Source organism: Pseudomonas sp. Y24-6, from assembly GCF_020295325.1.
Classification (GTDB): Bacteria; Pseudomonadota; Gammaproteobacteria; order Pseudomonadales; family Pseudomonadaceae; genus Aquipseudomonas; species Aquipseudomonas gregormendelii.
In genome coordinates, this window is sequence record NZ_JACBXG010000014.1 from 106491 (window position 1) to 132603 (window position 26113).

The window sequence follows — 26113 nt, forward strand, 5'->3', positions numbered from 1 at the left end:
GTATTAGAAGGATCATCGGCGGGCCGGAAAATTCAGTCGGATTGTCAGACGGCAGCGAGTCGGGATGGGCTCCCAACCTGAAACTGACTATATAGCTGAGGGAACCTGCACGTGGTTTTTTGGCCTGAAGGCCCAAAGATCACAGGCCGGCTCTGATCGCCCAGGTGATTGCTGTACGATTGTCGACCTGACTACACAAGGTGCCCCCCATGAGCGAGCCGATTCGTCTGACCCAATACAGCCACGGTGCAGGATGCGGCTGCAAGATTTCCCCCCAGGTGCTGGAAGTGATCCTGGCAGGCAGCGGGGCGCAGAACCTGGACCCGAATCTGTGGGTCGGCAATGCCTCGCGTGATGATGCGGCGGTCTATGCCATCGACGAAGAACGTGGGGTGGTCTCGACCACCGACTTCTTCATGCCGATCGTCGATGACCCGTTCGACTTCGGTCGCATCGCCGCCACCAATGCCATCAGCGACATCTACGCCATGGGCGGCGATCCGCTGATGGCAATCGCCATTCTCGGCTGGCCGGTCAACGTGCTGGCCCCGGAAATCGCCCGGGAAGTGATTCGTGGCGGTCGCTCGATCTGTGATGAAGCAGGCATTCCCTTGGCCGGCGGGCACTCCATCGACGCGCCCGAACCGATTTTCGGCCTGGCCGTGACCGGTCTGGTGGAAAAACGCCACATGAAACGCAACGACACCGCGACCGCCGGATGCCTGTTGTACCTCACCAAACCCCTGGGGATCGGCATCCTCACCACCGCCGAGAAAAAGGGCAAGTTGCGCCACGCCGATATCGGCCTGGCCCGGGACTGGATGTGCACCCTGAACAAGCCCGGCAGCCGTTTCGGCAAGCTTGAGGGCGTGACCGCGATGACCGACGTCACCGGGTTCGGCCTGCTCGGGCACCTGGTGGAAATGGCCGACGGCAGCCACTTGACCGCGCGTATCGAGTACGAGCGCGTGCCGCGCCTGGCCGGTGTTGAGTATTACCTTGAGCAGGGTTGTGTCCCAGGCGGCACCCTGCGCAATTTCGACAGCTATGCCAGCAAACTGGGGCGTCTGCAGGAACTGCACAAGCGTGTGCTGTGCGACCCGCAAACCAGCGGCGGCCTGCTGATCGCGGTCACTCCGGCAGGCAACCCGCAGTTTCTGAGCGTGGCCGCCGAACTGGGACTGACCCTTGAGCCCATCGGTGAGTTGGTTGAGCGACAGACCCACGCGGTCGAGGTGTTCTGATGCCAATCGACTGCACCGACTACCGCGCCATTTTCCTCAACGACCGACCCATGCTCGACGCCCGTGCACCGGTGGAATTCGCCAAGGGCTCGTTTCCCGGCGTGGTCAACCTGCCGCTGATGAATGACCACGAGCGCCAGCGCATCGGCACCTGCTACAAGCAGCACGGGCAGGAGGCAGCGATCACCCTCGGGCACCAGCTGGTGTCCGGTGCGATCAAGGCCGAACGTATCCAGGCCTGGGCCGATTTTGCCCGGGCCCATCCTGAAGGTTATCTGTACTGTTTTCGCGGTGGCTTGCGCTCGCAGCTTGTGCAGCAGTGGCTCAAGGACGAGGCAGGCATCGAGTACCCACGAGTCGGTGGCGGCTACAAGGCCATGCGCTCGTTCCTGCTGGACACGGTCGACCAGGCAGTGACCCAGTGTGATTTCGTGTTGCTGGGCGGCATGACCGGTACCGGCAAGACCGAGGTGCTCACGCAGTTGAGCAACGGTCTGGACCTGGAAGGCCATGCCAATCACCGCGGCTCCAGTTTTGGCAAACGCGCCACTGACCAGCCCTCCAACATCGATTTTGAAAACCGCCTGGCCGTGGACATCCTGAAAAAACGTGCGGTCGGCATCGAGCGCTTCGTATTGGAAGACGAGAGCCGCACGGTCGGCAGTTGCGCCTTGCCGCTGCCGTTGTTCCAGGGCATGCAGCAGTATCCGATGGTCTGGCTGGAAGACAGCCTGCAAGGGCGGGTCGAGCGGATCCTGCGCGATTACGTGGTAGACCTGTGCGCCGAATTCATCACTGTGCATGGTGATGGCGGGTTTGCGCTGTTCTCCGAGCGGTTGCTGGAAAGCCTCAATAATGTGCAAAAACGCTTGGGTGGCGAACGGCACCGGCGCATGCTGCTGTTGATGGAGGATGCCCTGGAACAGCAGGCGCGCACCGGCTCGGTGGACCTGCATCGGGCATGGATCGAGGGCTTGTTGAGCGAGTATTACGACCCGATGTATGCGTTCCAGCGCGAGAAAAAGGGCGCGCGAATCGAGTTTGCCGGGGAGCGGGACGCGGTGCTCGAGTATCTGCTCGAGCGTGCTGTTCAGCGGGGGTGATGTTGCCTGTGCTGGCGCCCTAACGGGCGCCACAGAATCTACAGCAAAGCCGCCCCGATCAACCCGCTGACCACACCAATCCCCATGGTCATCAGCGCCACACTCACCAGCACCCTCGCATCGAAATCCTTGCGCAGCATCAGCAGCGACGGCAGGCTGATGCTCGGCAGGGTCATCAGCAGCGCGACGGCGGGGGCAGTGCCCATGCCGAGGGTCATCATGGTTTGCACGATGGGGATTTCCGCTGCTGTTGGAATCACGAACAAAGTGCCGATGATCGCCAGCGGCACCAGCCACATCAGGCTGTTGGCCATGGCGCCATCGATGTGCGGAAACACCCAGACCCGCACTGCGCCGAGCACCAGCACTGCCAGGATGTAAATCGGGATGGTGCTCCAGAACAGTTGCCAGAGCGTGCGGCCCCAGCGCACCAGGAACGGTTGCACATCCACCGTGCTCGCTTCACTCACTGCTTCCACAGCCGCTTCAGGCAGCACCTGAGGGCCGGACATGCGCTGTGCCACCCAGGACACGCCAAACACCAGCACGATACCCGCCACCAGGCGCAGCACCGTAAAGCCCCAGCCCAGCACGAAGCCCATGAACACCAGCGTGGCCGGGTTGAGCACCGGATTGCCGATCCAGAACGCCAGCGCGGCGCCGACCGACACATTGGAGCGACGCATGCTGGCCGCCACCGGTGCCGCGCAGCATGAACACATCATGCCCGGCAGGGCGAACAGGCCGCCGCGCAAGGTCGAGGCAAAACCGGCGCGGCCGAACAGGCGCAGCAGCCAGTCGCGGGGGATCAATACCTGCAGCAACGAGCCGAGAATCACTGCCAGCACTGCAGCTTTCCAGATCGCCAGGAAATACACCTTGGCATAGGTCAGTGCAGCGGCCAGGGGAGCGGCCTGGGCGTCGTTGAGGATGGAGGCGCCGATGCTGTGGTTGTCAGCGGCCAGGAAAGCCTTGGCGTAGTAGGGCGACCATTTGACGTAATACAGGCCGATACAGGCGACCAGGACGAAGAGCGCAGGTTTCCACCAGAACGACCAGCCCCTGGAGGGGGCAGCTGTGGATAAGAGTGACATGGGGAGGTTCCGGGGCAAGAAGGAAAGGGTTCATGATAGCCCAGCTCCTCCTCCCGGCGCAGACACTTACGTTGGGCAGGTCTCGCGACCGTTATCCAGGCCTTGCTTGTAGGTGTGGCTTTCCAGGCTGGCCTTGCCGTTGTGCCAGGTCAGGGTCAGCACATACAACGAGTCGAAATCGTTCGACTCCCAGTCTTCGGTAATCTTCTGCTTCTTGCCCAGGGCGTCGCCCGCCACCTTGTTGATCAGCTCAGGCAGGTAGCCATGGGACCAGGCGGTGTAGATCACCGAGTTGTGGTATTTGTCGTCGAGCAGTTCGTCGGCCAGGTCGCTGGTATCGTTGGCCGAGAACTTGATGTTCACCGGCAGGCCGAGCTTGATCGCGCTCGGGCTGATGGTCATCAGGGGACGGATGTAGCTGTAGGAGTTGTCCAGCTCGCCTTCTTCGACATTGCGGGTCGGGTTGGCCGCAAACACGTAGTCGGCCTTGCCGAATTTTTCCGGGAGCAGGGTCGCCAGGTCAATGGCGCGATTGAGGCCCTGGCAGTTGAGCTGGCCCAGGCCACCCTCGGGTTTTTCCGCATGGCGCAGGAAGACCAGGGTCTGAGTACCGTCAGCGGGCTGGGCGCGGCTTTCGCTGGACTCCAGCGACAGGAATACCGCACTGGTGGCAAGCAGCGCCGGCAGGAACAGATAGGCACGATGCTTGAAGCGATTGGCAAATTTCAAGAGTTTCATCATCGAATAAGGGGTTCTTCAGCGCATTCGGTTAAGGCTGACAAACCTTTACACCGCGAGCATCCAGCGTCGGGTGATTTCCATGTCGTTGAGCCGGTCCGTTTCCGAAGGGGCAAGGATCAGAGTGCCTGAAGCCCATTTGGTTCGATCCCGAGAGGTGCGCCGCACTCTACCGGGATGCTTTCTCGGATGTAGGAAAAGTTACCGACAGGATGTTACAACTTGTCGTCGCAGCTGCCGGAGGCTGCGATCTTTTGCGCTTGATGTTCAGCAACCTTGAAAAATCAGGATCACGATCAAAAGATCGCAGCCTTCGGCAGCCCCTACGGATTATCATCGGCTTACATCTTCCTTTGGATGCTCCCATGACTGATTTGTCCGCGTTCCCCATCACGCAAAAATGGCCGGCCCAGTACCCTGAATGGATCCAGCTGTACTCCCTGCCGACACCCAATGGGGTCAAGGTCTCGATCATGCTCGAAGAGATCGGACTGCCCTACGAGCCCCATCGCGTCAGCTTCGAAACCCATGACCAACTGTCCCCGGAGTTCATTTCGCTGAGCGCTAACAACAAGATTCCGGCGATCCTCGATCCCCATGGTCCGGCCGATCAACCCTTGGCGCTGTTCGAGTCCGGGGCGATTCTGATCTACCTCGCCGACAAGAGCGGGCAGTTACTGGCTCAGGAATCGACGGCGCGTTACGAGACGATCCAGTGGCTGATGTTCCAGATGGGTGGCATCGGGCCGATGTTTGGCCAGCTCGGCTTCTTCAATAAATTCGCCGGCAAGGACTACGAGGATAAACGCCCACTCGGTCGCTATGTGGACGAAAGCAAGCGCCTGCTCAAGGTGCTCGATACCCGGCTGCAAGGGCGGGACTGGATCATGGGCGAGCGCTACACCATTGCCGACATCGCCACGTTCCCCTGGGTGCGCAACCTGATCGGCTTCTATGAAGCGGGCGACCTGGTGGGCATCAACGACTTCAAGAACGTGACGCGGGTGCTTGAGCGCTTCCTGGCGCGGCCGGCAGTCATGCGCGGGCTGGAAATTCCGAAGTAGTCCATTCAACAAGACCAGGGAAAGGCCATGCATTCATTCGATTTCAAGCAGGTAGATGTGTTCAGCCGCAGCCCGCTCAAAGGCAATCCGCTGGCGGTGGTGTTCGGCGCTGATGAACTGAGCGACGAGCGGATGGCGGCGTTTGCCGCCTGGACCAACCTCAGCGAGACCACCTTCATCCTCCAGCCCCGTGACCCGCGGGCCGACTACCGGGTGCGGATCTTCACCACGCTCAAGGAGCTGCCATTCGCCGGTCATCCGACCCTGGGGACTTGTCATGCCTGGCTGGAAGCCGGCGGCGTGCCCATGGCCGAGGAGGTGATTCAGGAGTGCGGAGTCGGGCTGGTGCGCATTCGTCGCCAGGGCGCGGAGCTGGCCTTCCTGGCGCCGCCGCTGATCAGGACCGGGCCGGTGGATGCCGGGATTGTAGAACGGGTGCGCCTGGGATTGGGCCTGGAGCGCGGTGCGATCCTGCGCAGTCAGTGGGTCGATAATGGCGCCGGCTGGCTGGCGGTGATGCTGGCTGATCGCCAGCAGGTGCTGGACCTGCAGCCCGACCATGCGCAAATGCTCGGCCTCGCGGTCGGGGTCGTTGCGCCCTGGCAGCCGGCACGCGATGGCGATGCCGCGCAGTTCGAAGTGCGTGCATTTATCAGCGGCGACGGCATGCCTGAAGATCCGGCCACCGGCAGCCTGAATGCCGGGCTGGCGCAGTGGCTACTCATGGAAGGGCTGGCACCGCCGAGCTATGTGGTCAGCCAGGGTGTGACCATGGGTCGCGCCGGGCGAATCCAGGTCGAGCAGGTGGGCGACGAAATCTGGGTCGGTGGCCCCGTGGTGACCTGCATCAGCGGCACTTTGACCCTCTAGACCGACCGTGCCGTCTGGTGATTATTGCCCGACCGGTAACGCACTCTTGGTCAACAAGCGTTTGTGCGGTACGCCGCACAACGCATAAGCTTTCGCCCCCTACGACTTTTGTCTTGTCCCAGGAACCCCCATGTCCAGTCAGTTCCCCGAAGCACGTCCACGCCGTTTGCGCCGCAATGCGAGCCTGCGCAGCCTGTTCCAGGAAACCGAGTTCAGTCTCGATGACCTGGTGCTGCCGATCTTCGTCGAGGAAGAAATCGACGACTTCGTGCCGATCAAGAGCATGCCGGGCGTGATGCGCATTCCCGAATCGAAACTTGCCGGCGAGATCGAGCGCTACGCCCGTGCCGGCATCCGTTCGGTGATGACGTTCGGCGTGTCCCACCACCTGGACAGCAACGGCAGCGATACCTGGAACGAAAACGGGCTGGTGTCTCGCATGTCGCGCATCGCCAAGGATGCAGTGCCGGACATGATCGTGATGTCCGACACCTGCTTCTGCGAATACACCGACCATGGCCACTGCGGGGTCATGCACAACCATGAAGTCGACAACGATCAGACCCTGGTCAACCTCGGCCGGCAGGCCGTTGCTGCAGCCCAGGCCGGTGCCGATGTGATCGCTCCTTCGGCGGCGATGGACGGGCAGGTCCAGGCAATTCGCCGGGCACTGGATGCCGCCGGTTTCACCCACACGCCGATCATGGCCTATTCGACCAAGTTCGCTTCGGCGCTTTACGGCCCGTTTCGTGAAGCCGGTGGCAGTGCCCTCAAGGGCGATCGAAAGAGCTACCAGATGAACCCGATGAACCGCCGCGAAGCGGTGCGCGAGTCTTTGCTGGACGAGCAGGAAGGCGCGGATGCGCTGATGGTCAAGCCGGCCGGCGCGTACCTGGACATCATCCGCGACATCCGCGAGGCCTCGCGCCTGCCGCTGGCGGGGTACCAGGTCAGCGGCGAATACGCGATGATCAAGTTCGGCGCCCAGGCCGGGGCCATTGACGAAGACCGGGTGGTCCGCGAAAGCCTGGGGGCGATCAAACGCGCCGGTGCCGATCTGATTTTCACCTACTTCGCGATGGACCTGGCGCTGGCCGGGATCTAACCAACAGCAACCTGCCTGTGGCAGCGGGCAAGCCCGCTGCCACATGTTTGTTGTGTAGGGTGTCAGGGGTTGGTGAAAAACGTACGAATCCCGTGATCACGGAAATAGCGTTCGATCACCTTCGGATCCGAGCTGTTCTCGGCGATCGCCACATAGGTATCCGGTCGTAACAGGTAGAACCCGTTACGTCCCAGGCCGGCCGCTTTGAACGCAGGCCGCCAGGCAAATACCTGCAACGGCAGGTGATGCTCCACGCACCAGGCGATCATTTCGTCGCTGGTGTCGCCATACACATGCACCTGCCAGACCGGTTGCTTGAGCGATTCATAATTGTCGCCTTCGCCATCGTGCGCCCAAGGCAGTCGATCCCCGCCATGGACATGCCCGGCCACGCCTGCACTTAATGCCATCGCCCGGTAATTCAGAGTGATCTGCGAAACCGTGCGAAACAGAAATTCGCGGGATGTTTCGAACGCGGCCATTCTCGGAATGAGCAACGGCGCCAGGCGGGTGCGCAGCAGGTCGGCCATGGGGCCCTGGGCGGTGACCAAACTGAATACCCGGTCGGTAGTGGCGACCAGTTTGCGGGCAAAAGCGATGCGTTCCGGTTCATAACTGTCGAGCAACCGCGCTTCGGCACCGCCACTCAACACGGCGGCGAGTTTCCACGCCAGGTTGATGGCGTCGCCGATCCCGGTGTTCATGCCCTGGCCGCCGACCGGACTGTGGACGTGGGCGGCGTCCCCCAGCAGAAACGCGCGACCGGTGCGAAAGTGATCCGCCACCCGGTGATGCACGCGGTAGGTCGAGAACCAGTTCACCTGCTCGATCTGCACGTTCATGTTCTGGATCGCGTGATTGCTGACATCCTCGAACCTCAGGTTTTCCGACTGTTCGGCGCGCTCACCGCGCACTGTGCCGATCAGACGCGCGCGACCTTGCTCGGCCATGGGAAACACCGCAAGGAAGTCGGCCTCATCCAGGTCCACGTGCAATTCGCCATTGAGGGCCTCGCCGCTGGCATGCACATCGGCCACGTAGAAAATCTGCTGGTAGGTGCCGCCGGGAAAGTCGGTATCGAGGGCCTTGCGCACGATCGATCGGGCGCCATCACACCCGGCCAGGTAACACGCCTGGCAAATTTCCTGCTGGCCGTCCGGCAAGCGCAATTGCGCGCTGACGCCGTCGCCGGTTTCCTCGAAACTTTCAAGTTCGGTACTGCGTTCAACCTTGATTCCAAAGGCTTCGAGGCGGGTGATCAATAGTCGCTCGTGCTGGTCCTGGGGATATATTTCCAGGAAAGAGTAGGGCGTGAGGCCTTCGCCGACGGCCGTCAGGGGCAAGCGCGCGACAGGCCCGCCCTTGACCCAGAAATTCGCCGCGGCAACGCGATGACCGTTCTGCACCACGGCGTCGGCGAGGTCGAGCTGGCGATACAGTTCAAGGGTGCGCGCCTGCACCGCCAACGCCCGGGAGGTCGTGCCGGGCGCCGAGCTCTTGTCGATGATCCGCACCCGAATCCCCAGTTTGCTCAACCACAGCGCCAGTACCAGTCCAGTGGGGCCGGCGCCGACAATCAGCACATCGCTTCGATTCATGGGGCTGGTCTCCTCGCCGTGTTGCTCAAGTATGGTCCAGCCCGAAACCGCGTCCAGACGGCCTGCCCAACGGAAAAAGCCCTCGGGTGAAAGCATGCCTGCTGGGGACGGCGTTCCGATCAAAAGATCGCAGCCTCGTTTCTCTCGGCAGCTCCTACCCGGATTGCATGCAGATCCCGCGCAAATCGCACCCGGTTTAGTCGGGGGAACAGCTAGCGGCGGCAAGAGTCATAGCCTGCGCCATGCCATTGATCGTATGGTTAACCGTCCCGAAGAATCTGATGGAACACCATGCAAGCCAATCGATTGATCACAAGCGTCACCGCGCTACTGGTACTCGCCGGTTGCGCCACGCAAAGGACACCGGAACCGCCTGCGCGCAAGCCCGCAGAGGTCAAGGCTGAACTGGTGCGTCTGTTGCCGGCCAAAACAGCCGATCGCCAGGGTTGGGCCACGGACATCTATGCCGCATTCGCCGCGCAGGGCATTTATCCGAGTACGCAAAACCTCTGCTCGGTGCTCGCCGTTACCGAGCAGGAGTCGACGTTCCAAGTGGACCCGCCAGTGCCCGGGCTGGGCAAGATCGCCCGTGAAGAGATCGACCGCCGGGCCGCCAAGGTGCATATCCCCCGCCTGCTGGTCAGTGGCGCGCTGCAGGTCAAATCGCCTAACGGCAAGAGCTACAGCACCCGGCTCAATGCCGCACGCAGTGAAAAGGAACTGAGCGCGATCTTCGATGATTTCATCGGCATGGTGCCAATGGGACAGACGCTGTTCGGCGGATTTAACCCGGTGCATACCGGTGGGCCGATGCAGGTCAGCATCGATTTCGCCGAAGAGCATGCGCGACAGTACCCGTATCCGGTCGAGGGCACGATTCGCCGTGAAGTGTTCAGTCGTCGCGGCGGCATGTATTTCGGTATCGCCCACCTGTTGGGTTACCCGGTGAGCTACGAACAACCCCTGTACCGCTTTGCCGATTTCAACGCCGGCTGGTACGCCAGTCGCAATGCCGCCTTTCAGAATGCCGTGAGTCGCGCATCTGGCATCCCGCTGGCGCTGGACGGTGATCTGGTGCGCTACGACGCAATCATGCCCGGGACCACCGAACTGGCGGTGCGCAGCCTTGGCAAGCAACTGGACATGCGCAATCCGACCATCCGCGCCCAACTGGAGAAGGGCAAGAGCCTGGAGTTCGAGGAGACGAAACTGTATCAGCGGGTGTTCGAATTGGCAGAGCAAAATGAAGGCCGGTCATTGCCCCGGGCGGTGTTGCCGGGAATCGTCCTGCAAAGCCCGAAAATTACTCGAAAACTCACCACCGCCTGGTTCGCCAAGCGGGTGGATGAGCGCTATCAGCGTTGCATGGCCCGAGCCCGCTGAGCGGGCCCAGGCCTCAGTGGGAGCGCGCGGTTGTTTGCATCAGACGGCCCAGGGTAAATTCAATCAAATGACCTTCACTGCCCGGCCGATGAATTGAATCGGCCCGGTCGGCTTGCCGATCGGCGAGCCATTGGGGTTCTCCAGAGTCAGCTCGAACAGTTGATCCGGGACCAGTGGTGGCAGCTTATCCAGCGGCACCGACAGGGTTTGCCCCGGTTTGACCAGACCCAGGGATACCGGTCCTTGCCAACCGTCAGCCTTGGTCCAGAATTCCAGCGCCTTGTCGGCTGGAACTTCAACCACCCCCAGCGGAATCAGCTGCAACTCCCTTGGGTTGCTCGCCTGGACGACCCAGCCCGGCGCCTTGTCCTGAGGGCCGACCAATACCACCAGGTAGGTCGGCTTGGCCGTGGTCTGCGTCAACAGCAATGCACCGAACAGCAGACTGGCTGCTAGCCCGGCACCGGCCAGCCCGCGCCATAAGGGCAGCAGGTTCCACCAGGAGGGCGCGCGCGGGGCAGGTGACCGGGGTTTGGGCTCCAGGACCTGCACACTGCGCTCAATCTGCGGCCACAATTGGGTAGAGGGAAGCACAGGCTCGACGAGGTCGGTCAGGCCGAGCAGGCGACGTTCCCAGCTGTCGACCGCCGTGCGCAACTCGGCGTCGTCCTCGAGGCGAAGGCGCACCTGAACTCGCAACTCGGCCGGGAGCGTGCCCAGTACGTACTCGCTGGCCAGTTCGTCGCGCTCTTCAGGGGTTTCGTTCAAAGGTCTGCTGATCATCCCATGCACTCCCGCAACGCCGTCAGGCTGCGCTTGATCCAGGCTTTGACCGTGCCCAGCGGGGTGCCGAGCTTGTGTGATATCTCGGCGTGGGAATAACCGTCGACGTACGCATGCACGATGCAAGTGCGCCGTGCCGGATCCAATTGCTCCAGGCAGTGATGGATGCGCCCGGAATCGGCCTGGTCATCGAAAGCTTCGGTAACGTCCGGCACTTCGGTCTCGTCGTGGTTTTCGCGCCGATGGTCGCGCAGGAAATTCAGCGCCAGGTGCCGCGTTACGCTGTACATCCAGCCCCGCGCCGAGCCTCGCGCGGGATCGAATCGCGCGGCACCGTTCCAGATTTTCAGAAATGCATCGTGGACAATGTCTTCGGCCAGTGCCGTGTCGCGGACCAGGCGCTTGGCCACGCCCAGCAGGCGCGGACTCTCCTGCACGTATAAATCGCGCAAGGCCTGCCGTTCGCCTCGCCCGCAGGCGGCCAGGTGTGCTTCGTAATCGAATAAGGTTTCGGGCAAGGACACTGTGCTCAGCCATTGTTGGGACCTGGCATGCAATCTAGCAAACAAACACAACTCCTGTAGGCGCAAGGCTTGCCCGCGATGGCTTTTTGTCAGCAAATGTTGAATCTGCTGACCGACCACCCTCGCGGATAAGCCCTGTTCCCACAGCTGCCAGAGCTGCTACAGCTGTTCCAGGTCACAGAAATTGCAGGTGTCCCGGATCACGGATAATGCATGTGTTCCAGAATATTGCAGTGTCCAGGCGTTTATTCGAGGTGGGTGCCGGAATCAGCTGGCAGCCCAGAAAATGTAATCCGCCTGGTACTTCACCACTTCCTGCTTGCCCTTGTTGGCGGAGGTGCATTCGGTACCCGGCGCCACGCCGCCCTTGAGAGCTACGCGCTGGATATAGCTCACGCCGCTCATCGCGCCTTTGCCTTCGGCCGGATTGGCCTTGACCAACTGGTAAGGCAGGTTACCCGGTGTCGAAGGTGCGACGGCCAGTTGGGTACCGGTGACCTTCGAGCCGTCCTTCGCCTGCCAGGTGGCCGGCGGGCCGAAATAGGTGCCGACCTGTTTGCCGCTGCGATCGTTAAGTACCGCTTTGGGCCCCACGAAAACCCACTCGGTCATGCCGGCGGCGTTGGCCTTGTCTCGGCACTCATAGGTGATCTCGCCGACCCCGGTGGTCTCCATCGCCACCTTGTGCCCGTCCGGCACCTTGATGCTGTCGGGCAACCCGGTCTGGGCGAAGGCGGCGTTAGTGGTGGCAAGCAAACCGGCAAGGCACATCAGCTGTTTGGCGTTCATTGATAGCACTCCGAAAGTGGGTAATCCGCTGTGCAGCATCAGGGCTGCTACAGGTACTACCCGCCACGGGGCGATTTGGATGCAGAGGCGAAAAAAGAAATTTTTCCGCGGGAGCCGAGTCAGCTGCTACAAAGAGAGAACTGCAAAGGAGGTGTGTATGTACCAGCTCTACGGACACAGGAACTCCGGCGCTGCGGCGATTGAGGCGGCGTTGGAACTCTGCGAGATTCCCTATCGTTTCATCGATGTCGAGGCCTCACCAGAGTCGGCCCAGGCCCTGGAGAAACTCAATCCGCTGAAGCAGATACCAACCCTGCAATTGCCCGACGGCAGCGTCCTGACCGAGAGCGCCGCGATCCTCATCCACCTGGGGTTGACCTTTCCCGAGTCGAACCTGCTGCCGGACGACGTCGCCGAACGCGACCAGGCCATTCGCGGTCTGGCGTTCATTGTCAGCAATTGTTATGCGGCGATCGGCATCATCGACTACCCCGAGCGCTGGCTGGACGAATCGGATGAGAAGTCCCGGCAGAACCTCATGGCCGGCGCGCGCCAGCGCCTGCACTGGAGTTGGGAGGTGTTCGCCGACCAGTTTTCCGGCGAGTTGTACCTGGGCGACGAGGCGCCAGGCGCTCTGGACGTTCTGGCCGCCGTGGTCAGCCGCTGGGCGGGTAGCCGCGAACATCTGCGTGGCACCCGGCCAGGATTTTATGCGTGGCTGGAGCGAATCGACCGGCATCCGACATTGGCACCGGTGTTTGCCCGGCATTGGCCAACGTGAACAATACTGTGGGAGCGAGCCTGCTCGCGATGGAATGTCAGATCCAATGCTGTCGACTGACACTCCATCGCGAGCAGGATCACCCACAAGTGGGACCCAAACTATTCGCCGCGAATGTACTGCTCCAGCTGCCGAATGAGCTCGGCCTGTTCGGCAATGGCTTCCTTGACCAGGTCGCCGATCGACAGCAGGCCGATCAGCTTGCCGTTCTCGACCACAGGCAAGTGACGCAGCCGTTTATCGGACATGATGCCCAGGCAGGTGTCCACGGTCTGGTGGGTGTCCACGGTGATCACTTGCGAGACCATGATGTCGCGCACTGGCGTACCCACCGAGGAACGACCATGCAACACCAGTTTGCGCGCGTAATCCCGTTCGCTGATGATCCCCAGCACCTGGTCATTTTCCACCACGAGCAGGGCGCCGACGTTCTTCTCGGCCATCTTCATCAACGCTTCCAGCACCATGTGGTCGGGCTTGATCTGGTGCACTTCCTGATTCTTCTGATCTTTCAACTTGAGCAGTTGGGCGACGGTTTTCATGGTGGGTACTCTGGTGTTGTCGTTGTTCTAGAAGAATCATAGACCCGGGCGTCGAGGGCAAGACGCAAAGCGGCGGATATGATGCAAAAAACGTCATTTGGCAGTTTTTTTATACATTTTCCCGTTCCAACGCCACATAACCTCGCTGGCTCGGCAGCTGTGACGAGGATACGCGTAGAATCCCCACCTGAATTGTTATCGAGGCTGCACTGGTGGATCTACAGCAGGGTTTTGTCCTGACCCGGCATTGGCGTGACACCCCGGCCGGCACGGAAGTCGAGTTCTGGCTGGCGACCGATAACGGTCCCCGGCGCATTCGCCTGCCCCATCAACCGTCGGTGGCGTTCATTCCCGCCGAACAGCGGGGACAGGCAGAGCAGGTGCTACAGGGTGAAAAAAACGTCGAGCTACGGCCCCTGGCTCTGCTGGACTTCGAGCATCGCCCGGTGCTCGGCCTGTACTGTCAGCAACACGGCCAGTTGATGCGCCTGGAAACTGCCCTGCGCAAGGTCGGCGTCGAGATGTTCGAAGCCGATGTGCGACCACCCGAACGCTACATGATGGAGCGCTTCATCACCGCACCGGTGGTCTTCGGTGGCACGCCAAATGCCGATGGCCTGGTGCTCGACGCGCAGATGAAAGCCGATCCGGCTTACCGGCCCACGCTCAGGCTGGTGTCCCTGGATATCGAAACCACCGCCCGGGGCGAGCTTTACTCGATTGCGCTGCAAGGGTGTGGCGAGCGTCAGGTGTACATGCTTGGTCCGCCCAATGGTGACGACAGCGAGGTGGACTTCCAACTTGAATACTGCGAGTCACGCACCCTGTTGCTGAAGAAACTCAACGAATGGTTTGCCCGTTTCGACCCGGACGCGATCATCGGCTGGAACGTCGTGCAGTTCGACCTGCGGGTGCTGCACGAGCATGCCCGGCGCCTGGCGGTGCCGCTCAAGCTGGGGCGTGGTGGCGAAGAGATGCAGTGGCGTGAACATGGCAGCCGCAATCACTTTTTTGCGGCAGCGGCTGGCCGCTTGATCATCGACGGCATCGAGTCCCTGCGCTCAGCGACCTGGAGTTTCCCCTCGTTCAGCCTGGAAAACGTCGCCCAGACCCTGTTGGGGGAGGGCAAGGCGATCAGCACGCCTTATCAGCGCATGGACGAAATCAACCGCATGTTCGCCGAGGACAAGCCGGCCCTGGCCAAATACAACCTCAAGGACTGCGAATTGGTCACGCGGATTTTCGCCAAGACCGAGCTGTTGACCTTCCTGCTCGAGCGCGCCAGCGTTACAGGTTTGCCGGCGGACCGCAGCGGCGGCTCGGTAGCGGCCTTCACCCACCTTTACATGCCGCTGATGCACCGCCAGGGCTTTGTTGCGCCGAACCTCGGTGGGCGGCCACCGCAGGCCAGTCCTGGCGGTTTTGTCATGGACTCACAGCCGGGGCTCTACGAATCGGTGCTGGTGCTGGACTACAAGAGCCTCTACCCCTCGATCATCCGCACGTTCCTGATCGACCCGGTCGGCCTGATCGAAGGCCTCAAGCACCCTGACGACCACGACTCGGTCCCAGGTTTCCGCGGCGCGCGGTTTTCCCGCACGCGGCACTGCCTGCCGGCAATAGTCTCGCGGGTGGCCGAAGGCCGGGAAACTGCCAAGCGCGAGCACAACGCGCCGCTGTCCCAGGCCCTGAAGATCATCATGAACGCGTTCTACGGCGTACTCGGGTCCAGCGGCTGCCGTTTTTTCGACACGCGCCTGGCTTCGTCGATCACCTTGCGCGGGCACGAAATCATGCTGCGCACTCGTCAGCTGATCGAGGCCCAGGGACACACAGTGATTTATGGCGATACCGACTCGACCTTCGTCTGGCTGCGTCGGGCCCATGGCCAGGAAGAAGCCGCGCAGATCGGCAGGGCCCTGGTCGATCACGTGAACCAGTGGTGGCGTGAGCACGTGCAGCAGCAGTATGGGCTGCAAAGCGTGCTTGAACTGCAATATGAAACCCACTACACGCGGTTCCTGATGCCGACCATTCGCGGTGCGGAGGAGGGCAGTAAAAAGCGTTATGCAGGATTGGTCCGCCGTGCCGATGGTACCGACGAGATGGTGTACAAGGGCCTTGAAGCGGTGCGTACCGACTGGTCACTGCTGGCCCGGCAATTCCAGCAGGAACTCTATTCGCTGATATTCCACCGCAAGCCCTATCAGGATTATGTGCGTGACTACGTGCGCAAGACCCTGGCCGGCGAGTTCGACGAGCGCCTCGTCTACCGCAAACGCCTGCGCCGCACCCTCGACGACTATGAGCGCAACGTGCCTCCACATGTGCGGGCGGCGCGCATCGCCGATGCCTACAACGACCAGCAGGGCCGGCCTCGGCAGTACCAGAACGGCGGCTGGATCAGTTACCTGATCACCGTAGCCGGGCCTGAGCCGCTGGAGGTGCGTAGCGCGCCTGTCGACTATGACCATTACGTCACGCGGCAACTGCAACCGATCGCGGATGCCATCCTGCCGTTTGTCGATGACGACTTTTCAACCCTGATTGGAGGGCAACTGGGGCTCTTTTGAGTCCAGTAGCGACAGGGTCCACTCGTCCGGAATGCCGTGGTAATAACGGTCCAGGGCCTGATGGAACAGACTGTCCCCAGGGCTGAACTGCGTAAACAGGGTCATGGAGGAGTGAAATTTCAGGTTGTCGGGGTGGCCGAAAATGTCACCGATGGACCGATGCTTGATGTTGAGCACCAATTGAGTGCAGGTGCGCAGGCGTGTACCCAGCACTGCATGATCCAGATAGGCCATCGCTTCTGCAGCCGATTGGATAGCGAAGCGCCGCGACATTTCGCTGCCACCCAGCCCGGCGATCTGCGGGAAGATGAACCACATCCAGTGCCGGCGCTTGCAGCCGGCAGCCAGTTCCTCGAGGACGTAGTCGAACACCGGGTCCTGCGCCTGGAGGAAGCGGTCCAGGTTAAAGGAGTCCAGCGGATCGGTGCTTCTCATGTAGAAGCCCTCTGATGAAACCGATGGCCTAGACCATGGCCAGTCGCTGTTTGCGTTGTGGCGCACGAAACACTTGGTCCAGCGCCTCCAGATCCCCGGGTTCAAGCCTGATGTCCTGGGCTTGGGCGTTGAGTTTGACGTGCTCGGGTCGCACCGCCTTGGGGATGGCGATCACCCCGTCCTGTCGCAGAATCCATGCCAGTGCCACCTGCGCCGGTGTCGCGGCGTGACGGGCTGCCACTTGTCCAAGGGTGGCGTGGGCCAGCATATGCCCACCTTGGCCAATGGGACAGTAGGCCATGACGGGCAGCCTCTGTTGCTGGCACCACGGTAGCAGGTCGAATTCGATGCCGCGCGCTTCCAGGTTGTACAGCACCTGGTTGGTGGCGCACGCCGGTGCAGCCAGTTCGTGCAGGTCATCCAGATCAAAATTGGATACGCCCCAGCGGCCGATCTTGCCGGCCTCGCGCAAGCGTTCGAAGGCTTCGACAGTTTCCTCCAGCGGATACTGGCCGCGCCAATGCAGCAGATAAAGATCAATGTAATCGGTGCCCAGGCGCTTCAGGCTGCGCTCGCACGCCAAGGGAATACCCTGGCGGCTGGCGTTGTGCGGGTACACTTTGCTGACCAGGAAGACCTTGTCACGCTGACCCGCGATCGCCTCGCCCACCACTTCCTCTGCTGCGCCTTCGGCGTACATTTCGGCGCTGTCGATCAGGGTCATGCCCAGCTCGATGCCTTGGCGCAAGGCCGCGACTTCGCTGGCGTATTGCGACGAATCCTCGCCCATGCGCCAGGTGCCCTGGCCGATGACCGGTACCTCGACGCCGGCCAATTGCAAAGTGCGCATTCAAACCTCCTGAAAAATTCGCTGGTGTACGTTCGGCAGCATGAATGGCATGAGGTTCATTGCTGCAAGGCTCCAGGCTACCGCAGCCGGTGGACGTTGTTGAGTGGCGCATCCTTTGTGCAGGTTTACGGACCGTCGGCACTGCACTTTTTCAGCATTCGCGGCTCTATCCATGGCCTGCCCGCGGCGATCCCCACCGCCGGCCAATGCCCAAGTCGCAAAATTCATGGCCCAATTGTTGTCCCTCATCACCGCGCACATCCGCGGCCAACGCTGGCTGATCGCCTGCATGACGCTGCTGTTCGTCACCGGTTGCAGCCAGCAGCAGGGACGGGACGTCATCAGCCAGTTTCGCGAAGGCAAACCCCAGGAATTTCTCCAGACCAGCGTCGACCGCATGGCCACCCTGACCATGCGCGACAACCTCGACAGCCTCTACCTGCTGATGAACAAGCTGTACCTGCGCAACCCCGACGAGCTGAAAAAGTCCGGCTTTCTCGACGCTCGAATTGCCGAAAAACAGGTGCGCATGGCGATCGAGCAGCAGCAACCGCTGCCCACCCTGGGGGGCAGGAAGGATCTGGCGGCGCTGAGCTATGCCATGAGTCCGGAGTTTCTCGGCGACCGGGTCGGTGCGTTCATCTATGCCATCGGCAGCATGCTGGTGACGGCCCACGGTGACCGGCTGGAGTTCTACATGACGGATGCGATCAATCCGACCTTCGTCAACAACGCCGCGCGCAACATCGAGAAAGCCACCTGGATCCTCAGTCAGCGGCAGAACCCCCAGGGCGGACCCTTGCTGTTTTCAAACGAGATCTCGGAGGAGGGCAGCAACCTGAGTTTTGCCGTGGAATTCGGCAAGATCGTTGCGCGCCTGGACCTGTTGACCCAGATGCTCGACGAGCGATATCGACGGATCGGCCTGAACTACGCGCAGAGCCTGCTGTTTCTGAATTTTTTACCGGTGCAGTGATCCGAGTCAGTTACAGCGTGAAGTTGTATACAATTTATCTCGCTTGAAAGGGAGCTGCAACCTTCATGACAGACCAGGCCGCCGTCGAACGTGCGCGCACCGAACACTCTGCCAAGAGCGAAAAGCTGCCTTACGCTGCGCTGCTGGCGTTCGCCATGACCGGTTTTATCGCCGTGCTCACCGAAACCCTGCCGGCCGGGTTGCTGACGCAGATCGGCGCCGGGTTGCAGGTGAGCGAAGTGTGGGCCGGCCAGCTGGTAACGCTCTATGCCCTTGGCTCGATCGTGGCGGCCATTCCGCTGACTGTGGCGACTCGCGGCTGGCGGCGTCGGCGAGTGCTGATGATGACGGTGTGCGGATTTCTGTTGTTCAACACAGTCACGACGTTCTCCAGTCACTACGGGCTGACCTTGGTGTCGCGCTTCCTGGCGGGCATGGCCGCGGGCCTGGCGTGGGGCATCATGGCCGGTTACGCCCGGGGCCTGGTCACCCCGCGCCTGCAAGGTCGGGCGCTGGCGATCGCGATGCTTGGCACCCCGGTCGCGCTGTCGCTCGGCACGCCTGCCGGGACCTGGCTGGGTAACCTGATTGGCTGGCGCGCCTCGTTCGGCATCATGTCGGCCCTGGCGCTGCTGCTGGCGGCCTGGATCATGGTCGCCGTGCCGGACCGTCCCGGCCAGCCCGACACCGAGCGCCTGCCCCTGGCCAAGGTGTTCAGCATGAAGGGCGTGCGTCCTGTGTTGTTTGTGGTGCTGACATGGATGCTGGGGCATAACATTCTGTACACCTACATCGATCCGTTCCTGACCCAGGCGGGTCTGGGTGAACGGGTGGACCTGGTGCTGCTGGTGTTCGGTGTCAGTTCTCTGGTGGGTATCTGGGTGATTGGCCTGCTGGTGGACCGTTGGTTGCGCCGGTTGGCGCTGATCAGCCTCGCGGTTTTTTCGCTTACCGCGCTGGTGCTGGCCATGGCTGCGTCGTCGCCGTGGGTGGTGTATGGCTGCATGGCGGTGTGGGGTCTGTCATTTGGCGGGTCGGCAACGTTGCTGCTGACGGCGGCTGCAGATTCTGCGGGGGAGAACGTTGATGTGGTGCAGGCGATGCTGACGACTTCCTGGAACGTGGCCATTGCCGGGGGCGGACTGTTCGGTGGTCTGCTGCTGGACCGGGTGGGCGCGATGGCGTTTCCCTGGGCGTTGCTGATTTTGTCGCTGGTGGCGTTTGCTACGGTTTTTGTTAATAGCCATTACAGCTTCAAGCCGGGGCGGCGGTCGCACTGACCTGCAATGATCCGAACTCATTCTGTGGGCGCAACGCTTGCCTGCCACGGCTGCCTGCGTCGCACCCCCTGTGAGAGCAAAGCTTGCTCGCGATAGCGGTCCGCCATTCAACATCATTGCCGAATCGATATAACCATAGTCCGCATTGATATAAGTAGTTATAAGAAAAATCGCTATGCTGCGGGCCAGTTTTTTCCTGCGGTTTGTTTGGGCGATTTATGGACTTTGGAAACCTCGGGTTAGTCGTTGCAGGCTTGGTAGTGGGTTTTATTGTCGGCATGACCGGCGTCGGTGGCGGGTCGTTGATGACTCCCATCCTGCTGTGGTTCGGCGTCAATCCCGCCACAGCGGTCGGCACTGACCTGCTGTACGCGGCCATCACCAAATCCAGTGGTGTTCTGGTTCACCGCAAAAACAAGAATATCGACTGGGCGATCACCGGCTGGCTGACCCTCGGCAGTGTCCCGGCAGTGGTCATGACATTGTGGTTCCTGAGCACGCTGCACAGCTCTCCGGATGCCATGAATGCCGTTATCAAACAGGCCCTGGGTTTCGTACTGTTCGCGACGGCACTGGCAATTTTCTTCAAGAAACGCCTGCTCGATTTCGCCCACAAACGAGCTGGCGGCAACTACAACCCGAGCGGTCCGCGCCTCAATGTGATGACTGTCATCACCGGTTTGTTCCTTGGCACAATGGTCGCACTGACGTCCATCGGCGCTGGCGCGCTGGGCACCGTGGCCTTGTTCATACTCTATCCACTGCTGCCAACCCGGCGCCTGGTGGGCACCGAAATCGCCCACGCCGTACCGCTGACCCTCGTCGCCGGTCTTGGCCACGCGAGCATGGGCAACATGGACTGGCACGTGCTGGGCTATTTGTTGATCGGCTCGCTGCCGGGCATCTGGCTGGGCAGTCACCTCACCGGACGGATCTCCGATGAAGTGCTGCGACCTTGCCTGGCGACCATGCTGGTATTGATCGGTTACAAATTGGCGTTCTGAGTGAGCCGTGCGTCAGGCCTTTTGGATCAGACGCTTCATCACAGTGATGTCGAGCCCCTCGTCATCGACCGTATGCTCGACAACTTCCCAACCCAGCCTGGCATACAGCGACTGGGCCTGATCGGTGTAGAGATACAACTCGGCAATGCCCAGTGCTGCCGCTTCGTCGACAATTCGGTTCACCAGCGCCGAGGCAATGCCCCGGCCGCGATGCTCGACCTTCACATACACTCCAGCCAGCCACGGCGTCAGATCCGGGCGGGAGTCGAGGTCGCTGTCGATCAGCAGGGCGCCGCCGAGCAATTGTGCACCTTCAATGGCGACCACAACCGAGGGCACTGCACCTTTGCCACAGGCCGCCCGCATGCGCACGGTTCTGGCTTGCAGTGTGTCGCCGGGACGGTATTGACCCCACTCGTTGAAATTGAGTTCGGCCAACTCGGGGATGAGTGCTGGGTGGTCGCACAGGTAGTCGATTTGCATGGCGCTTGAAGCTCCTTTTCATGACGCTGGCTTGTCGTGCGCTGACCATAGAATGTTCGTTTCAAGTCATCAACTGCGCACAGGATGGCGGTTGCGCAATAATCGCCCTGACCTAAGCTTTGAACAAGGCGAAACATTATTGCGGTGCGTCACCCGGAACAATCACCGCGATGCGCAATCATTAGAGCGTGGATTACAAAAGGAGATGCGCATGCTCATCAGGTCTTTGACCCTGACTACCTTGCTGGTACTCGCCGGCCCCTTGCTCGCCGCTGACGGCGATTCACCGCTGGACATGGACAAGGGCCGCTCGCGTCCGCTGATCGTGATCGCGCCCAGCACGGTGGACCCGACGTGGGTCAGCCTGAAAAAATCCCTGGAAGAGCCCGACAACAAAAAAGGCTTCACCGACCGCAACATGGTGCTTTATTCGGTGATCAACACCATGGGCCAGCGAGAGGGCAAAGACCTCGACCCGCAAAGTACGATGGCGCTGATTCGTGCACTGAAGATGGGGGCAGGGGCGCAGACCAAGGTCATTCTTGTGGGCAAGGATGGTGAGAAGAAGCTTGAACAATTGGGGACGGTAGACCTGAAGCAGATTTTCAGCACTATCGATGCCATGCCGATGGCTGAAAAAGAAGCGGCGGCAGCGGCGGTGGCGGCACCGGTCGAAGCCGAGCCGGCCAAGGGCGCCAAGGGCGCGAAACCTGCCAAACCGGCTAAACCCGCCAAGCCGCCTGAAATGCCCGACGACTGAAACAAAATGGGCGACCTGCACAGGTCGCCCATTTTAGTGTTCACACGAAAGGTAGTTTCGATCAGTGTGCCAGCACGCCCAGAACCGAGTGAGCGATCTTGACCCTGTCGGGGATTGGAAAGTTCTTGTTCGCAAGAATCACGATGCCTATCTCCTTGGAGGGCACGAACGCCGCATAGGCGCCAAAGCCGCCAGTCGAGCCGGTCTTGTTGATCAGTACATTCTGCGGCTGTGGTTGCGGGGGGTTAAGCCACTTGACTTGATGCGCCTGCATCGCCATTTCCGTTGAATTCCCGGCCAGTAGCTGGTCGAGTGTGATGGGGTAGCTGTACAGCTCCCAACCCAGCCCCTGAGTCATGTTTGCGACGCTGTAGTAGCCGGTGTGGGTGGTAGCGATAGCCTGTTGCATCGGCGCTTCCAGCTTCGTCGGCCGCATGTTTGCCTCGACATAGCGCAGCATGTCGACGGCGCTGGTTTTGACCCCGTACGCCTCGGAATCGAGCGCTCCCGGGCCGACTCTGACGGGTTTGTCCTCCTTGTTGTAGCCCTGGGCGTACAGTGCCATTTCGGCCGTTGGGACTTTGAGCCAGGTATGGGAAAGGCCCAGTTTTGGCAGCACGGTCTGTTCCATCAACTGGTCAAATGGCGCCCCCATGCTTTGCGCGGCCAGATAGCCAAAGAGCCCCAGGCTTGGGTTGGAATATAGTCGATGGCTGCCAGCGTCATAGGTCGGCTTCCACTGCTGGAAATAGCCGATCATCTTGTCTGGCGAGTCGGCATTTTCGGGGAACTGCAACGGCAGACCACCGGCGGTATACGTGCCCAGTTGCAGCACGCTGATGTTGTCGAAGGCGCTACCTTGCAATGCCGGGAGAATCTGGCTGGCCTTTGTCGACAGGGACAATTTGCCGCTGGCCTGGGCGTAGGCGGCCAGGGTCGCGGTGAAGGTTTTGCTGAGTGAGCCTATCTCGAACAAGGTGTTTTCAGTGACCGCCTTGCCGGTTTCCCTGGAGGCTGCACCGAAGTTGAAATAATGCGCCTGGCCTTTGTAGGTGACGGCTACCGCCATGCCCGCGATGTTTTGTTGCTGCATGACGGGGGTCACGGCGGCCTTCACGGTCGCTTCGATTTGTTGATCGGAGGGCGCGGCGGCGATGCAGTGGGTCGTGGCGAGGAGGAGTCCGAATGCGCTGCAGGCCAGGGTTTTGCTGAGGCTGGAGGTGTGCATGAGGTGTGGTTGTCCTTGGTGTTTTGCACAGTGTACAGGCTGGGTGGGGAGTGAATCCTGAGCAAGCAACACTTTGCTCCCACAGGTGTCACTACGCGCAAGCCCAGGAAACGGATCTGTACACCGCCAAAAAGCCCTAGCGCACCAGACACGGCCGCTTGTTATCGAACTTCCAGCCCGGAATCAGAAACTGCATCGCCACGCTGTCGTCCCTCGCACCCAGGCCCATTCCTTTATAAAGCTCATGAGCCTTGGCCAATTGATCCTCATCCAGCTCAACCCCCAACCCTGGCTTGTTCGGCACCTGCACGCAGCCGTCGACGATTTGCAGAGGCGCCTTGGTCAAGCGCTGGCCGTCCTGCCAGATCCAGTGCGTGTCGATGGCGGTGATGTCGCCCGGCGCGGCGGCCGCGACGTGGGTGAACATCGCCAGAGAAATATCGAAGTGATTGTTGGAGTGCGAGCCCCAGGTCAGGCCCCACTCATGGCACATCTGCGCCACCCGGACCGAGCCCTGCATCGTCCAGAAGTGCGGGTCGGCGAGGGGGATGTCCACCGATTGCAGCTGGATCGCATGGCCCATTTCCCGCCAGTCGGTAGCGATCATGTTAGTGGCGGTTTTCAAGCCCGTGGCACGGCGGAATTCGGCCATCACTTCACGGCCCGAATAGCCGTTTTCCGCTCCGCAAGGGTCCTCGGCGTAAGCGAGCACATGATGCTGATCCCTGCACAGGCGAATCGCTTCTTTCAACGACCATGCACCGTTGGGGTCCAGGGTGATGCGTGCGTCAGGGAAGCGTTCGGCCAGGGCCGTCACGGCTTCGATTTCCTCATCCCCTGACAACACGCCGCCCTTGAGCTTGAAGTCCTTGAACCCGTACCGCGCATGGGCGGCCTCTGCCAGGCGGACCACCGCGTCGGTGCTCATGGCCTTTTCGTGACGCACCTGGAACCAGTCGTTATCCGCATCCGGTTCGCTGCGGTAGGCCAGGTCCGTTTCGGTGCGATCACCCAGGTAAAACAGATACCCGAGCATCTTCACTTTATCGCGCTGCTGACCTTCGCCGAGCAGGGCGGCGACCGGCACTTCCAGATGCTGACCAAGCAGGTCCAGCAGAGCGGCTTCCAGGCCGGTCACCGCGTGGATCGTGATGCGCAGGTCGAAAGTCTGCAGACCGCGACCACCGGCATCGCGGTCGGCGAATGTCTGGCGCACCTGATTGAGGATCTTCTGATAGGTGCCGATCGGGCTCCCCACCACCAGCGAGCGAGCGTCTTCCAGCGTCTGGCGAATACGCTCGCCACCGGGTACCTCGCCGACCCCGGTGTGCCCGGCATTGTCCTTGAGGATCACGATATTGCGCGTGAAAAACGGGCCATGGGCGCCGCTCAGATTGAGCAGCATGCCATCGTGGCCTGCTACCGGCACCACTTGCATACTGGTAATGATCGGGGCTTTTGCGGTGTCTTGTGCGTGCATTTTCTTGTCCTTATGACCGGGTTCAGGCGTGGTTGGGCGCAGGGTCCAGTACAACGTCGGGAGCGGGCTTGGGTGTGTTGCGTGCGGCGAAGACGATGATCGCGGCAATGATCGAGGTGGCGGCCAGGCCGTACAGCCCGCCCTGGATCGAACCGGTGTGCTCTTCCAGCAGGCCGAAGGTGGTGGGCGCGACGAAGCCGCCGAGGTTGCCCACCGAGTTGATCAGGGCAATCACCCCGGCAGCGATCCGTGCATCCAGATAGGCCTGGGGGATCGGCCAGAACAGCGACGAAGCCGATTTGAAACCCAGTGCCGCGAAACAGATCGCGACGAAGGCGAAGATCGGCCCGCCAGTGGTGGACATGAACATCCCTGCGGCGGCAATCAGCAACGCGGCAGCCACCCAGGCTTGCTGGTGTTTCCATTTGGCTGAGAGAGACGCGAAGGCATACATGCCGATGATCGACAGTAACCAGGGGATCGAGTTGAACAAGCCGACCTGGATGTCGCTGAGGTCGCCCATCTTTTTGATGATGCTCGGCAGCCAAAAGGTCGCGGCGTAGATGGTCAGCTGGATGAAGAAGTAAATCACGCAGAACAGGATGATCTGGCGGTCCCTGAGCAGCTTGCCCAGTGACGGCTTGATCGGCGTTGCTGCTTCGCGAGCCAGTTGTTCATCGTCGATGGCCTTGACCAGTGCATCCTGTTCGTCGCGGCTCAGCCACTTGGCGTCGTGCGGTTTGGAGTCCAGCCAGAACCAGACAAACACGCACAGGCAGACGGAGAACATGCCCTCGATGAAATACATCCATTGCCAGCCGTGCATCCCCAATCCGTTGATTTGCAGCAGGAGCCCCGACAGAGGGCCGGAAATCAGCGAAGCAATGGCTGAGCCGCTGAGGAAGATCGCGATTGCTTTGCCGCGCTCCACGCCTGGCAGCCAGCGGGTGAAGTAGTAAATCACCCCGGGGAAAAATCCGGCTTCGGCTACGCCCAGCAGGAATCGCAGGATGTAGAAGTGGGTTTCGTTCTGGATGAATGCCATGCATGCGGCTACCAGGCCCCAGGTCAGCATGATGCGGGTCAGCCAGATACGTGCACCGACTTTCTGCAGGAGGATGTTGGAGGGGACTTCGAACAGCGCGTAACCGATGAAGAACAGGCCGGCACCAAGGCCGTAGGCAGCAGCGCCGATGCCCAGGTCGTGTTCCATGTGGGCGCGGACGAAGCCGATGTTTACCCGGTCAATGTAGTTGACGATGAACATGATGACGAACAGCGGCAAGACGTGGCGTTTGACTTTCGAGATGGCGGAACTCAGGACCGGATCGGCGGCCTGGTTCATCCCGTGTATGGATGATTTCACAGATGTTCTCCCACTGATTATTTTTATGCGGGGTGGAGCTTCCTGTTGCGTTGTTGATAG

25 protein-coding genes are annotated in these 26113 nt (G+C 61.0%); 12 read left to right on the forward strand and 13 right to left on the reverse strand.

All coding sequences use genetic code 11. From position 1 onward, the window contains the following. Positions 1 to 209 precede the first annotated feature (209 nt). Positions 210 to 1244 (forward strand): selenide, water dikinase SelD, encoded by a 1035-nt coding sequence (selD, locus tag HYI44_RS23860; protein ID WP_225570683.1) that lies wholly within the window; start codon positions 210 to 212, stop codon positions 1242 to 1244. After that, positions 1244 to 2347 carry a tRNA 2-selenouridine(34) synthase MnmH gene (gene mnmH, locus HYI44_RS23865; protein WP_122839383.1) on the forward strand — a complete coding sequence of 368 codons (1104 nt, stop codon included), beginning with the start codon at positions 1244 to 1246 and terminating at the stop codon, positions 2345 to 2347. The genes selD and mnmH overlap by 1 nt, the downstream gene beginning before the upstream one ends. A gap of 38 nt (positions 2348 to 2385) precedes the next feature. Here mnmH and HYI44_RS23870 read toward each other — a convergent pair whose 3' ends face one another. Both HYI44_RS23870 and HYI44_RS23875 read right to left on the reverse strand, forming a co-directional pair. Continuing rightward, the gene (locus tag HYI44_RS23870; RefSeq protein ID WP_225570684.1) at positions 2386 to 3441 is read right to left on the reverse strand and encodes a permease; all 1056 of its coding nucleotides are present in this window, start codon (positions 3439 to 3441) and stop codon (positions 2386 to 2388) included. Positions 3442 to 3507: 66 nt separating this feature from the next. Then, positions 3508 to 4182 (reverse strand): histidine phosphatase family protein, encoded by a 675-nt coding sequence (locus tag HYI44_RS23875; protein WP_225570685.1) that lies wholly within the window; start codon positions 4180 to 4182, stop codon positions 3508 to 3510. Between the two features lie 362 nt (positions 4183 to 4544). Between HYI44_RS23875 and HYI44_RS23880 the strand changes: the two genes are divergently transcribed. The 3 genes from HYI44_RS23880 (at position 4545) to hemB (ending at position 7218) form a co-directional block, all read left to right on the forward strand. Beyond that, the gene (locus HYI44_RS23880) at positions 4545 to 5243 is read left to right on the forward strand and encodes a glutathione binding-like protein (RefSeq protein ID WP_225570686.1); all 699 of its coding nucleotides are present in this window, start codon (positions 4545 to 4547) and stop codon (positions 5241 to 5243) included. A 27-nt stretch (positions 5244 to 5270) separates the two neighbouring features. Continuing rightward, a complete protein-coding gene (locus tag HYI44_RS23885; RefSeq protein ID WP_201147123.1) occupies positions 5271 to 6113 on the forward strand; it encodes a PhzF family phenazine biosynthesis protein in 843 nt (280 codons plus the stop codon). Between the two features lie 130 nt (positions 6114 to 6243). Then, positions 6244 to 7218, forward strand: a complete 975-nt coding sequence (gene hemB / locus HYI44_RS23890; protein WP_225570687.1) for a porphobilinogen synthase — start codon at positions 6244 to 6246, stop codon at positions 7216 to 7218. A gap of 62 nt (positions 7219 to 7280) precedes the next feature. Here the strand turns inward: hemB and HYI44_RS23895 are convergent, their stop codons facing one another. Beyond that, on the reverse strand, positions 7281 to 8816 hold the full coding sequence (locus HYI44_RS23895; RefSeq protein ID WP_225570688.1) for an FAD-dependent oxidoreductase: 1536 nt from the start codon (positions 8814 to 8816) through the stop codon (positions 7281 to 7283). A 291-nt stretch (positions 8817 to 9107) separates the two neighbouring features. Between HYI44_RS23895 and HYI44_RS23900 the strand changes: the two genes are divergently transcribed. Continuing rightward, positions 9108 to 10199: a DUF1615 domain-containing protein gene (locus HYI44_RS23900; protein WP_122839376.1), complete on the forward strand. Its 1092-nt coding sequence runs from the start codon at positions 9108 to 9110 to the stop codon at positions 10197 to 10199. Positions 10200 to 10262: 63 nt separating this feature from the next. Here HYI44_RS23900 and HYI44_RS23905 read toward each other — a convergent pair whose 3' ends face one another. The 3 genes from HYI44_RS23905 to HYI44_RS23915 form a co-directional block, all read right to left on the reverse strand. Continuing rightward, on the reverse strand, positions 10263 to 10982 hold the full coding sequence (locus HYI44_RS23905; RefSeq protein WP_225570689.1) for an anti-sigma factor domain-containing protein: 720 nt from the start codon (positions 10980 to 10982) through the stop codon (positions 10263 to 10265). Further along, a complete protein-coding gene (locus tag HYI44_RS23910; protein WP_225570690.1) occupies positions 10979 to 11506 on the reverse strand; it encodes a sigma-70 family RNA polymerase sigma factor in 528 nt (175 codons plus the stop codon). Before HYI44_RS23910 ends, HYI44_RS23905 begins: the two co-directional genes overlap by 4 nt. A 267-nt stretch (positions 11507 to 11773) precedes the next feature. After that, positions 11774 to 12295 (reverse strand): DUF3455 domain-containing protein, encoded by a 522-nt coding sequence (locus tag HYI44_RS23915; RefSeq protein ID WP_122839374.1) that lies wholly within the window; start codon positions 12293 to 12295, stop codon positions 11774 to 11776. 157 nt (positions 12296 to 12452) lie between these two features. Between HYI44_RS23915 and HYI44_RS23920 the strand changes: the two genes are divergently transcribed. Beyond that, positions 12453 to 13076: a glutathione S-transferase gene (locus tag HYI44_RS23920; protein ID WP_225570691.1), complete on the forward strand. Its 624-nt coding sequence runs from the start codon at positions 12453 to 12455 to the stop codon at positions 13074 to 13076. A gap of 101 nt (positions 13077 to 13177) precedes the next feature. Here HYI44_RS23920 and HYI44_RS23925 read toward each other — a convergent pair whose 3' ends face one another. After that, complete coding sequence (locus tag HYI44_RS23925) at positions 13178 to 13618, reverse strand: CBS domain-containing protein (protein ID WP_045060957.1); 441 nt, start codon at positions 13616 to 13618, stop codon at positions 13178 to 13180. 212 nt (positions 13619 to 13830) lie between these two features. Here HYI44_RS23925 and HYI44_RS23930 point away from each other — a divergent pair, with 212 nt between their 5' ends. Beyond that, the gene (locus HYI44_RS23930) at positions 13831 to 16191 is read left to right on the forward strand and encodes a DNA polymerase II (protein ID WP_225570692.1); all 2361 of its coding nucleotides are present in this window, start codon (positions 13831 to 13833) and stop codon (positions 16189 to 16191) included. Here HYI44_RS23930 and HYI44_RS23935 read toward each other — a convergent pair. Both HYI44_RS23935 and HYI44_RS23940 read right to left on the reverse strand, forming a co-directional pair. After that, a complete protein-coding gene (locus HYI44_RS23935; protein ID WP_122839371.1) occupies positions 16156 to 16626 on the reverse strand; it encodes a DUF1810 domain-containing protein in 471 nt (156 codons plus the stop codon). The two genes, HYI44_RS23930 and HYI44_RS23935, sit on opposite strands and share 36 nt — an antisense overlap. Before the next feature lie 28 nt (positions 16627 to 16654). After that, the gene (locus HYI44_RS23940; RefSeq protein WP_225570693.1) at positions 16655 to 17476 is read right to left on the reverse strand and encodes an aldo/keto reductase; all 822 of its coding nucleotides are present in this window, start codon (positions 17474 to 17476) and stop codon (positions 16655 to 16657) included. A gap of 226 nt (positions 17477 to 17702) precedes the next feature. Here HYI44_RS23940 and HYI44_RS23945 point away from each other — a divergent pair, with 226 nt between their 5' ends. From HYI44_RS23945 to HYI44_RS23955, 3 genes are all read left to right on the forward strand, one after another. Continuing rightward, positions 17703 to 18452 carry a hypothetical protein gene (locus tag HYI44_RS23945; protein WP_225570694.1) on the forward strand — a complete coding sequence of 250 codons (750 nt, stop codon included), beginning with the start codon at positions 17703 to 17705 and terminating at the stop codon, positions 18450 to 18452. Between the two features lie 65 nt (positions 18453 to 18517). Continuing rightward, a complete protein-coding gene (locus tag HYI44_RS23950) occupies positions 18518 to 19732 on the forward strand; it encodes an MFS transporter (protein WP_122839369.1) in 1215 nt (404 codons plus the stop codon). Between the two features lie 218 nt (positions 19733 to 19950). Next, on the forward strand, positions 19951 to 20736 hold the full coding sequence (locus tag HYI44_RS23955) for a sulfite exporter TauE/SafE family protein (RefSeq protein ID WP_225570695.1): 786 nt from the start codon (positions 19951 to 19953) through the stop codon (positions 20734 to 20736). Between the two features lie 12 nt (positions 20737 to 20748). On the opposite strand, the gene HYI44_RS23960 is transcribed toward HYI44_RS23955, so the two are convergent. Next, positions 20749 to 21219, reverse strand: coding sequence for a GNAT family N-acetyltransferase (locus HYI44_RS23960; RefSeq protein ID WP_122839368.1), 471 nt, complete (start codon positions 21217 to 21219; stop codon positions 20749 to 20751). 211 nt (positions 21220 to 21430) lie between these two features. Between HYI44_RS23960 and HYI44_RS23965 the strand changes: the two genes are divergently transcribed. Then, a complete protein-coding gene (locus tag HYI44_RS23965; RefSeq protein WP_225570696.1) occupies positions 21431 to 21979 on the forward strand; it encodes a DUF4174 domain-containing protein in 549 nt (182 codons plus the stop codon). A 61-nt stretch (positions 21980 to 22040) separates the two neighbouring features. Here HYI44_RS23965 and ampC read toward each other — a convergent pair whose 3' ends face one another. The 3 genes from ampC to HYI44_RS23980 all read right to left on the reverse strand — a co-directional run bounded on the left by ampC (position 22041) and on the right by HYI44_RS23980 (position 26053). After that, entirely contained in the window at positions 22041 to 23207 is a 1167-nt protein-coding gene (ampC, locus tag HYI44_RS23970; RefSeq protein ID WP_225570697.1) for a class C beta-lactamase, read from the reverse strand. Between the two features lie 136 nt (positions 23208 to 23343). Next, positions 23344 to 24687, reverse strand: a complete 1344-nt coding sequence (gene gudD, locus HYI44_RS23975; RefSeq protein WP_225570698.1) for a glucarate dehydratase — start codon at positions 24685 to 24687, stop codon at positions 23344 to 23346. A 22-nt stretch (positions 24688 to 24709) separates the two neighbouring features. Then, positions 24710 to 26053 (reverse strand): MFS transporter, encoded by a 1344-nt coding sequence (locus tag HYI44_RS23980; RefSeq protein WP_122839364.1) that lies wholly within the window; start codon positions 26051 to 26053, stop codon positions 24710 to 24712. Positions 26054 to 26113: the final 60 nt, after the last annotated feature.

Coding starts and splice junctions, on each gene's coding strand:
- HYI44_RS23925 (WP_045060957.1), bottom strand. CDS start 13,618: ATGAAAACCGTCGCCCAACTGCTCAAGTTGAAAGATCAGAAGAATCAG.
- HYI44_RS23965 (WP_225570696.1), top strand. CDS start 21,431: ATGCTCATCAGGTCTTTGACCCTGACTACCTTGCTGGTACTCGCCGGC.
- mnmH (WP_122839383.1), top strand. CDS start 1,244: ATGCCAATCGACTGCACCGACTACCGCGCCATTTTCCTCAACGACCGA.
- hemB (WP_225570687.1), top strand. CDS start 6,244: ATGTCCAGTCAGTTCCCCGAAGCACGTCCACGCCGTTTGCGCCGCAAT.
- HYI44_RS23875 (WP_225570685.1), bottom strand. CDS start 4,182: ATGATGAAACTCTTGAAATTTGCCAATCGCTTCAAGCATCGTGCCTAT.
- HYI44_RS23880 (WP_225570686.1), top strand. CDS start 4,545: ATGACTGATTTGTCCGCGTTCCCCATCACGCAAAAATGGCCGGCCCAG.
- HYI44_RS23915 (WP_122839374.1), bottom strand. CDS start 12,295: ATGAACGCCAAACAGCTGATGTGCCTTGCCGGTTTGCTTGCCACCACT.
- gudD (WP_225570698.1), bottom strand. CDS start 24,687: ATGCACGCACAAGACACCGCAAAAGCCCCGATCATTACCAGTATGCAA.
- HYI44_RS23870 (WP_225570684.1), bottom strand. CDS start 3,441: ATGTCACTCTTATCCACAGCTGCCCCCTCCAGGGGCTGGTCGTTCTGG.
- HYI44_RS23960 (WP_122839368.1), bottom strand. CDS start 21,219: ATGCAAATCGACTACCTGTGCGACCACCCAGCACTCATCCCCGAGTTG.
- selD (WP_225570683.1), top strand. CDS start 210: ATGAGCGAGCCGATTCGTCTGACCCAATACAGCCACGGTGCAGGATGC.
- HYI44_RS23935 (WP_122839371.1), bottom strand. CDS start 16,626: ATGAGAAGCACCGATCCGCTGGACTCCTTTAACCTGGACCGCTTCCTC.
- HYI44_RS23905 (WP_225570689.1), bottom strand. CDS start 10,982: ATGATCAGCAGACCTTTGAACGAAACCCCTGAAGAGCGCGACGAACTG.
- HYI44_RS23945 (WP_225570694.1), top strand. CDS start 17,703: ATGGCCCAATTGTTGTCCCTCATCACCGCGCACATCCGCGGCCAACGC.
- HYI44_RS23955 (WP_225570695.1), top strand. CDS start 19,951: ATGGACTTTGGAAACCTCGGGTTAGTCGTTGCAGGCTTGGTAGTGGGT.
- HYI44_RS23920 (WP_225570691.1), top strand. CDS start 12,453: ATGTACCAGCTCTACGGACACAGGAACTCCGGCGCTGCGGCGATTGAG.
- HYI44_RS23940 (WP_225570693.1), bottom strand. CDS start 17,476: ATGCGCACTTTGCAATTGGCCGGCGTCGAGGTACCGGTCATCGGCCAG.
- HYI44_RS23895 (WP_225570688.1), bottom strand. CDS start 8,816: ATGAATCGAAGCGATGTGCTGATTGTCGGCGCCGGCCCCACTGGACTG.
- ampC (WP_225570697.1), bottom strand. CDS start 23,207: ATGCACACCTCCAGCCTCAGCAAAACCCTGGCCTGCAGCGCATTCGGA.
- HYI44_RS23900 (WP_122839376.1), top strand. CDS start 9,108: ATGCAAGCCAATCGATTGATCACAAGCGTCACCGCGCTACTGGTACTC.
- HYI44_RS23885 (WP_201147123.1), top strand. CDS start 5,271: ATGCATTCATTCGATTTCAAGCAGGTAGATGTGTTCAGCCGCAGCCCG.
- HYI44_RS23950 (WP_122839369.1), top strand. CDS start 18,518: ATGACAGACCAGGCCGCCGTCGAACGTGCGCGCACCGAACACTCTGCC.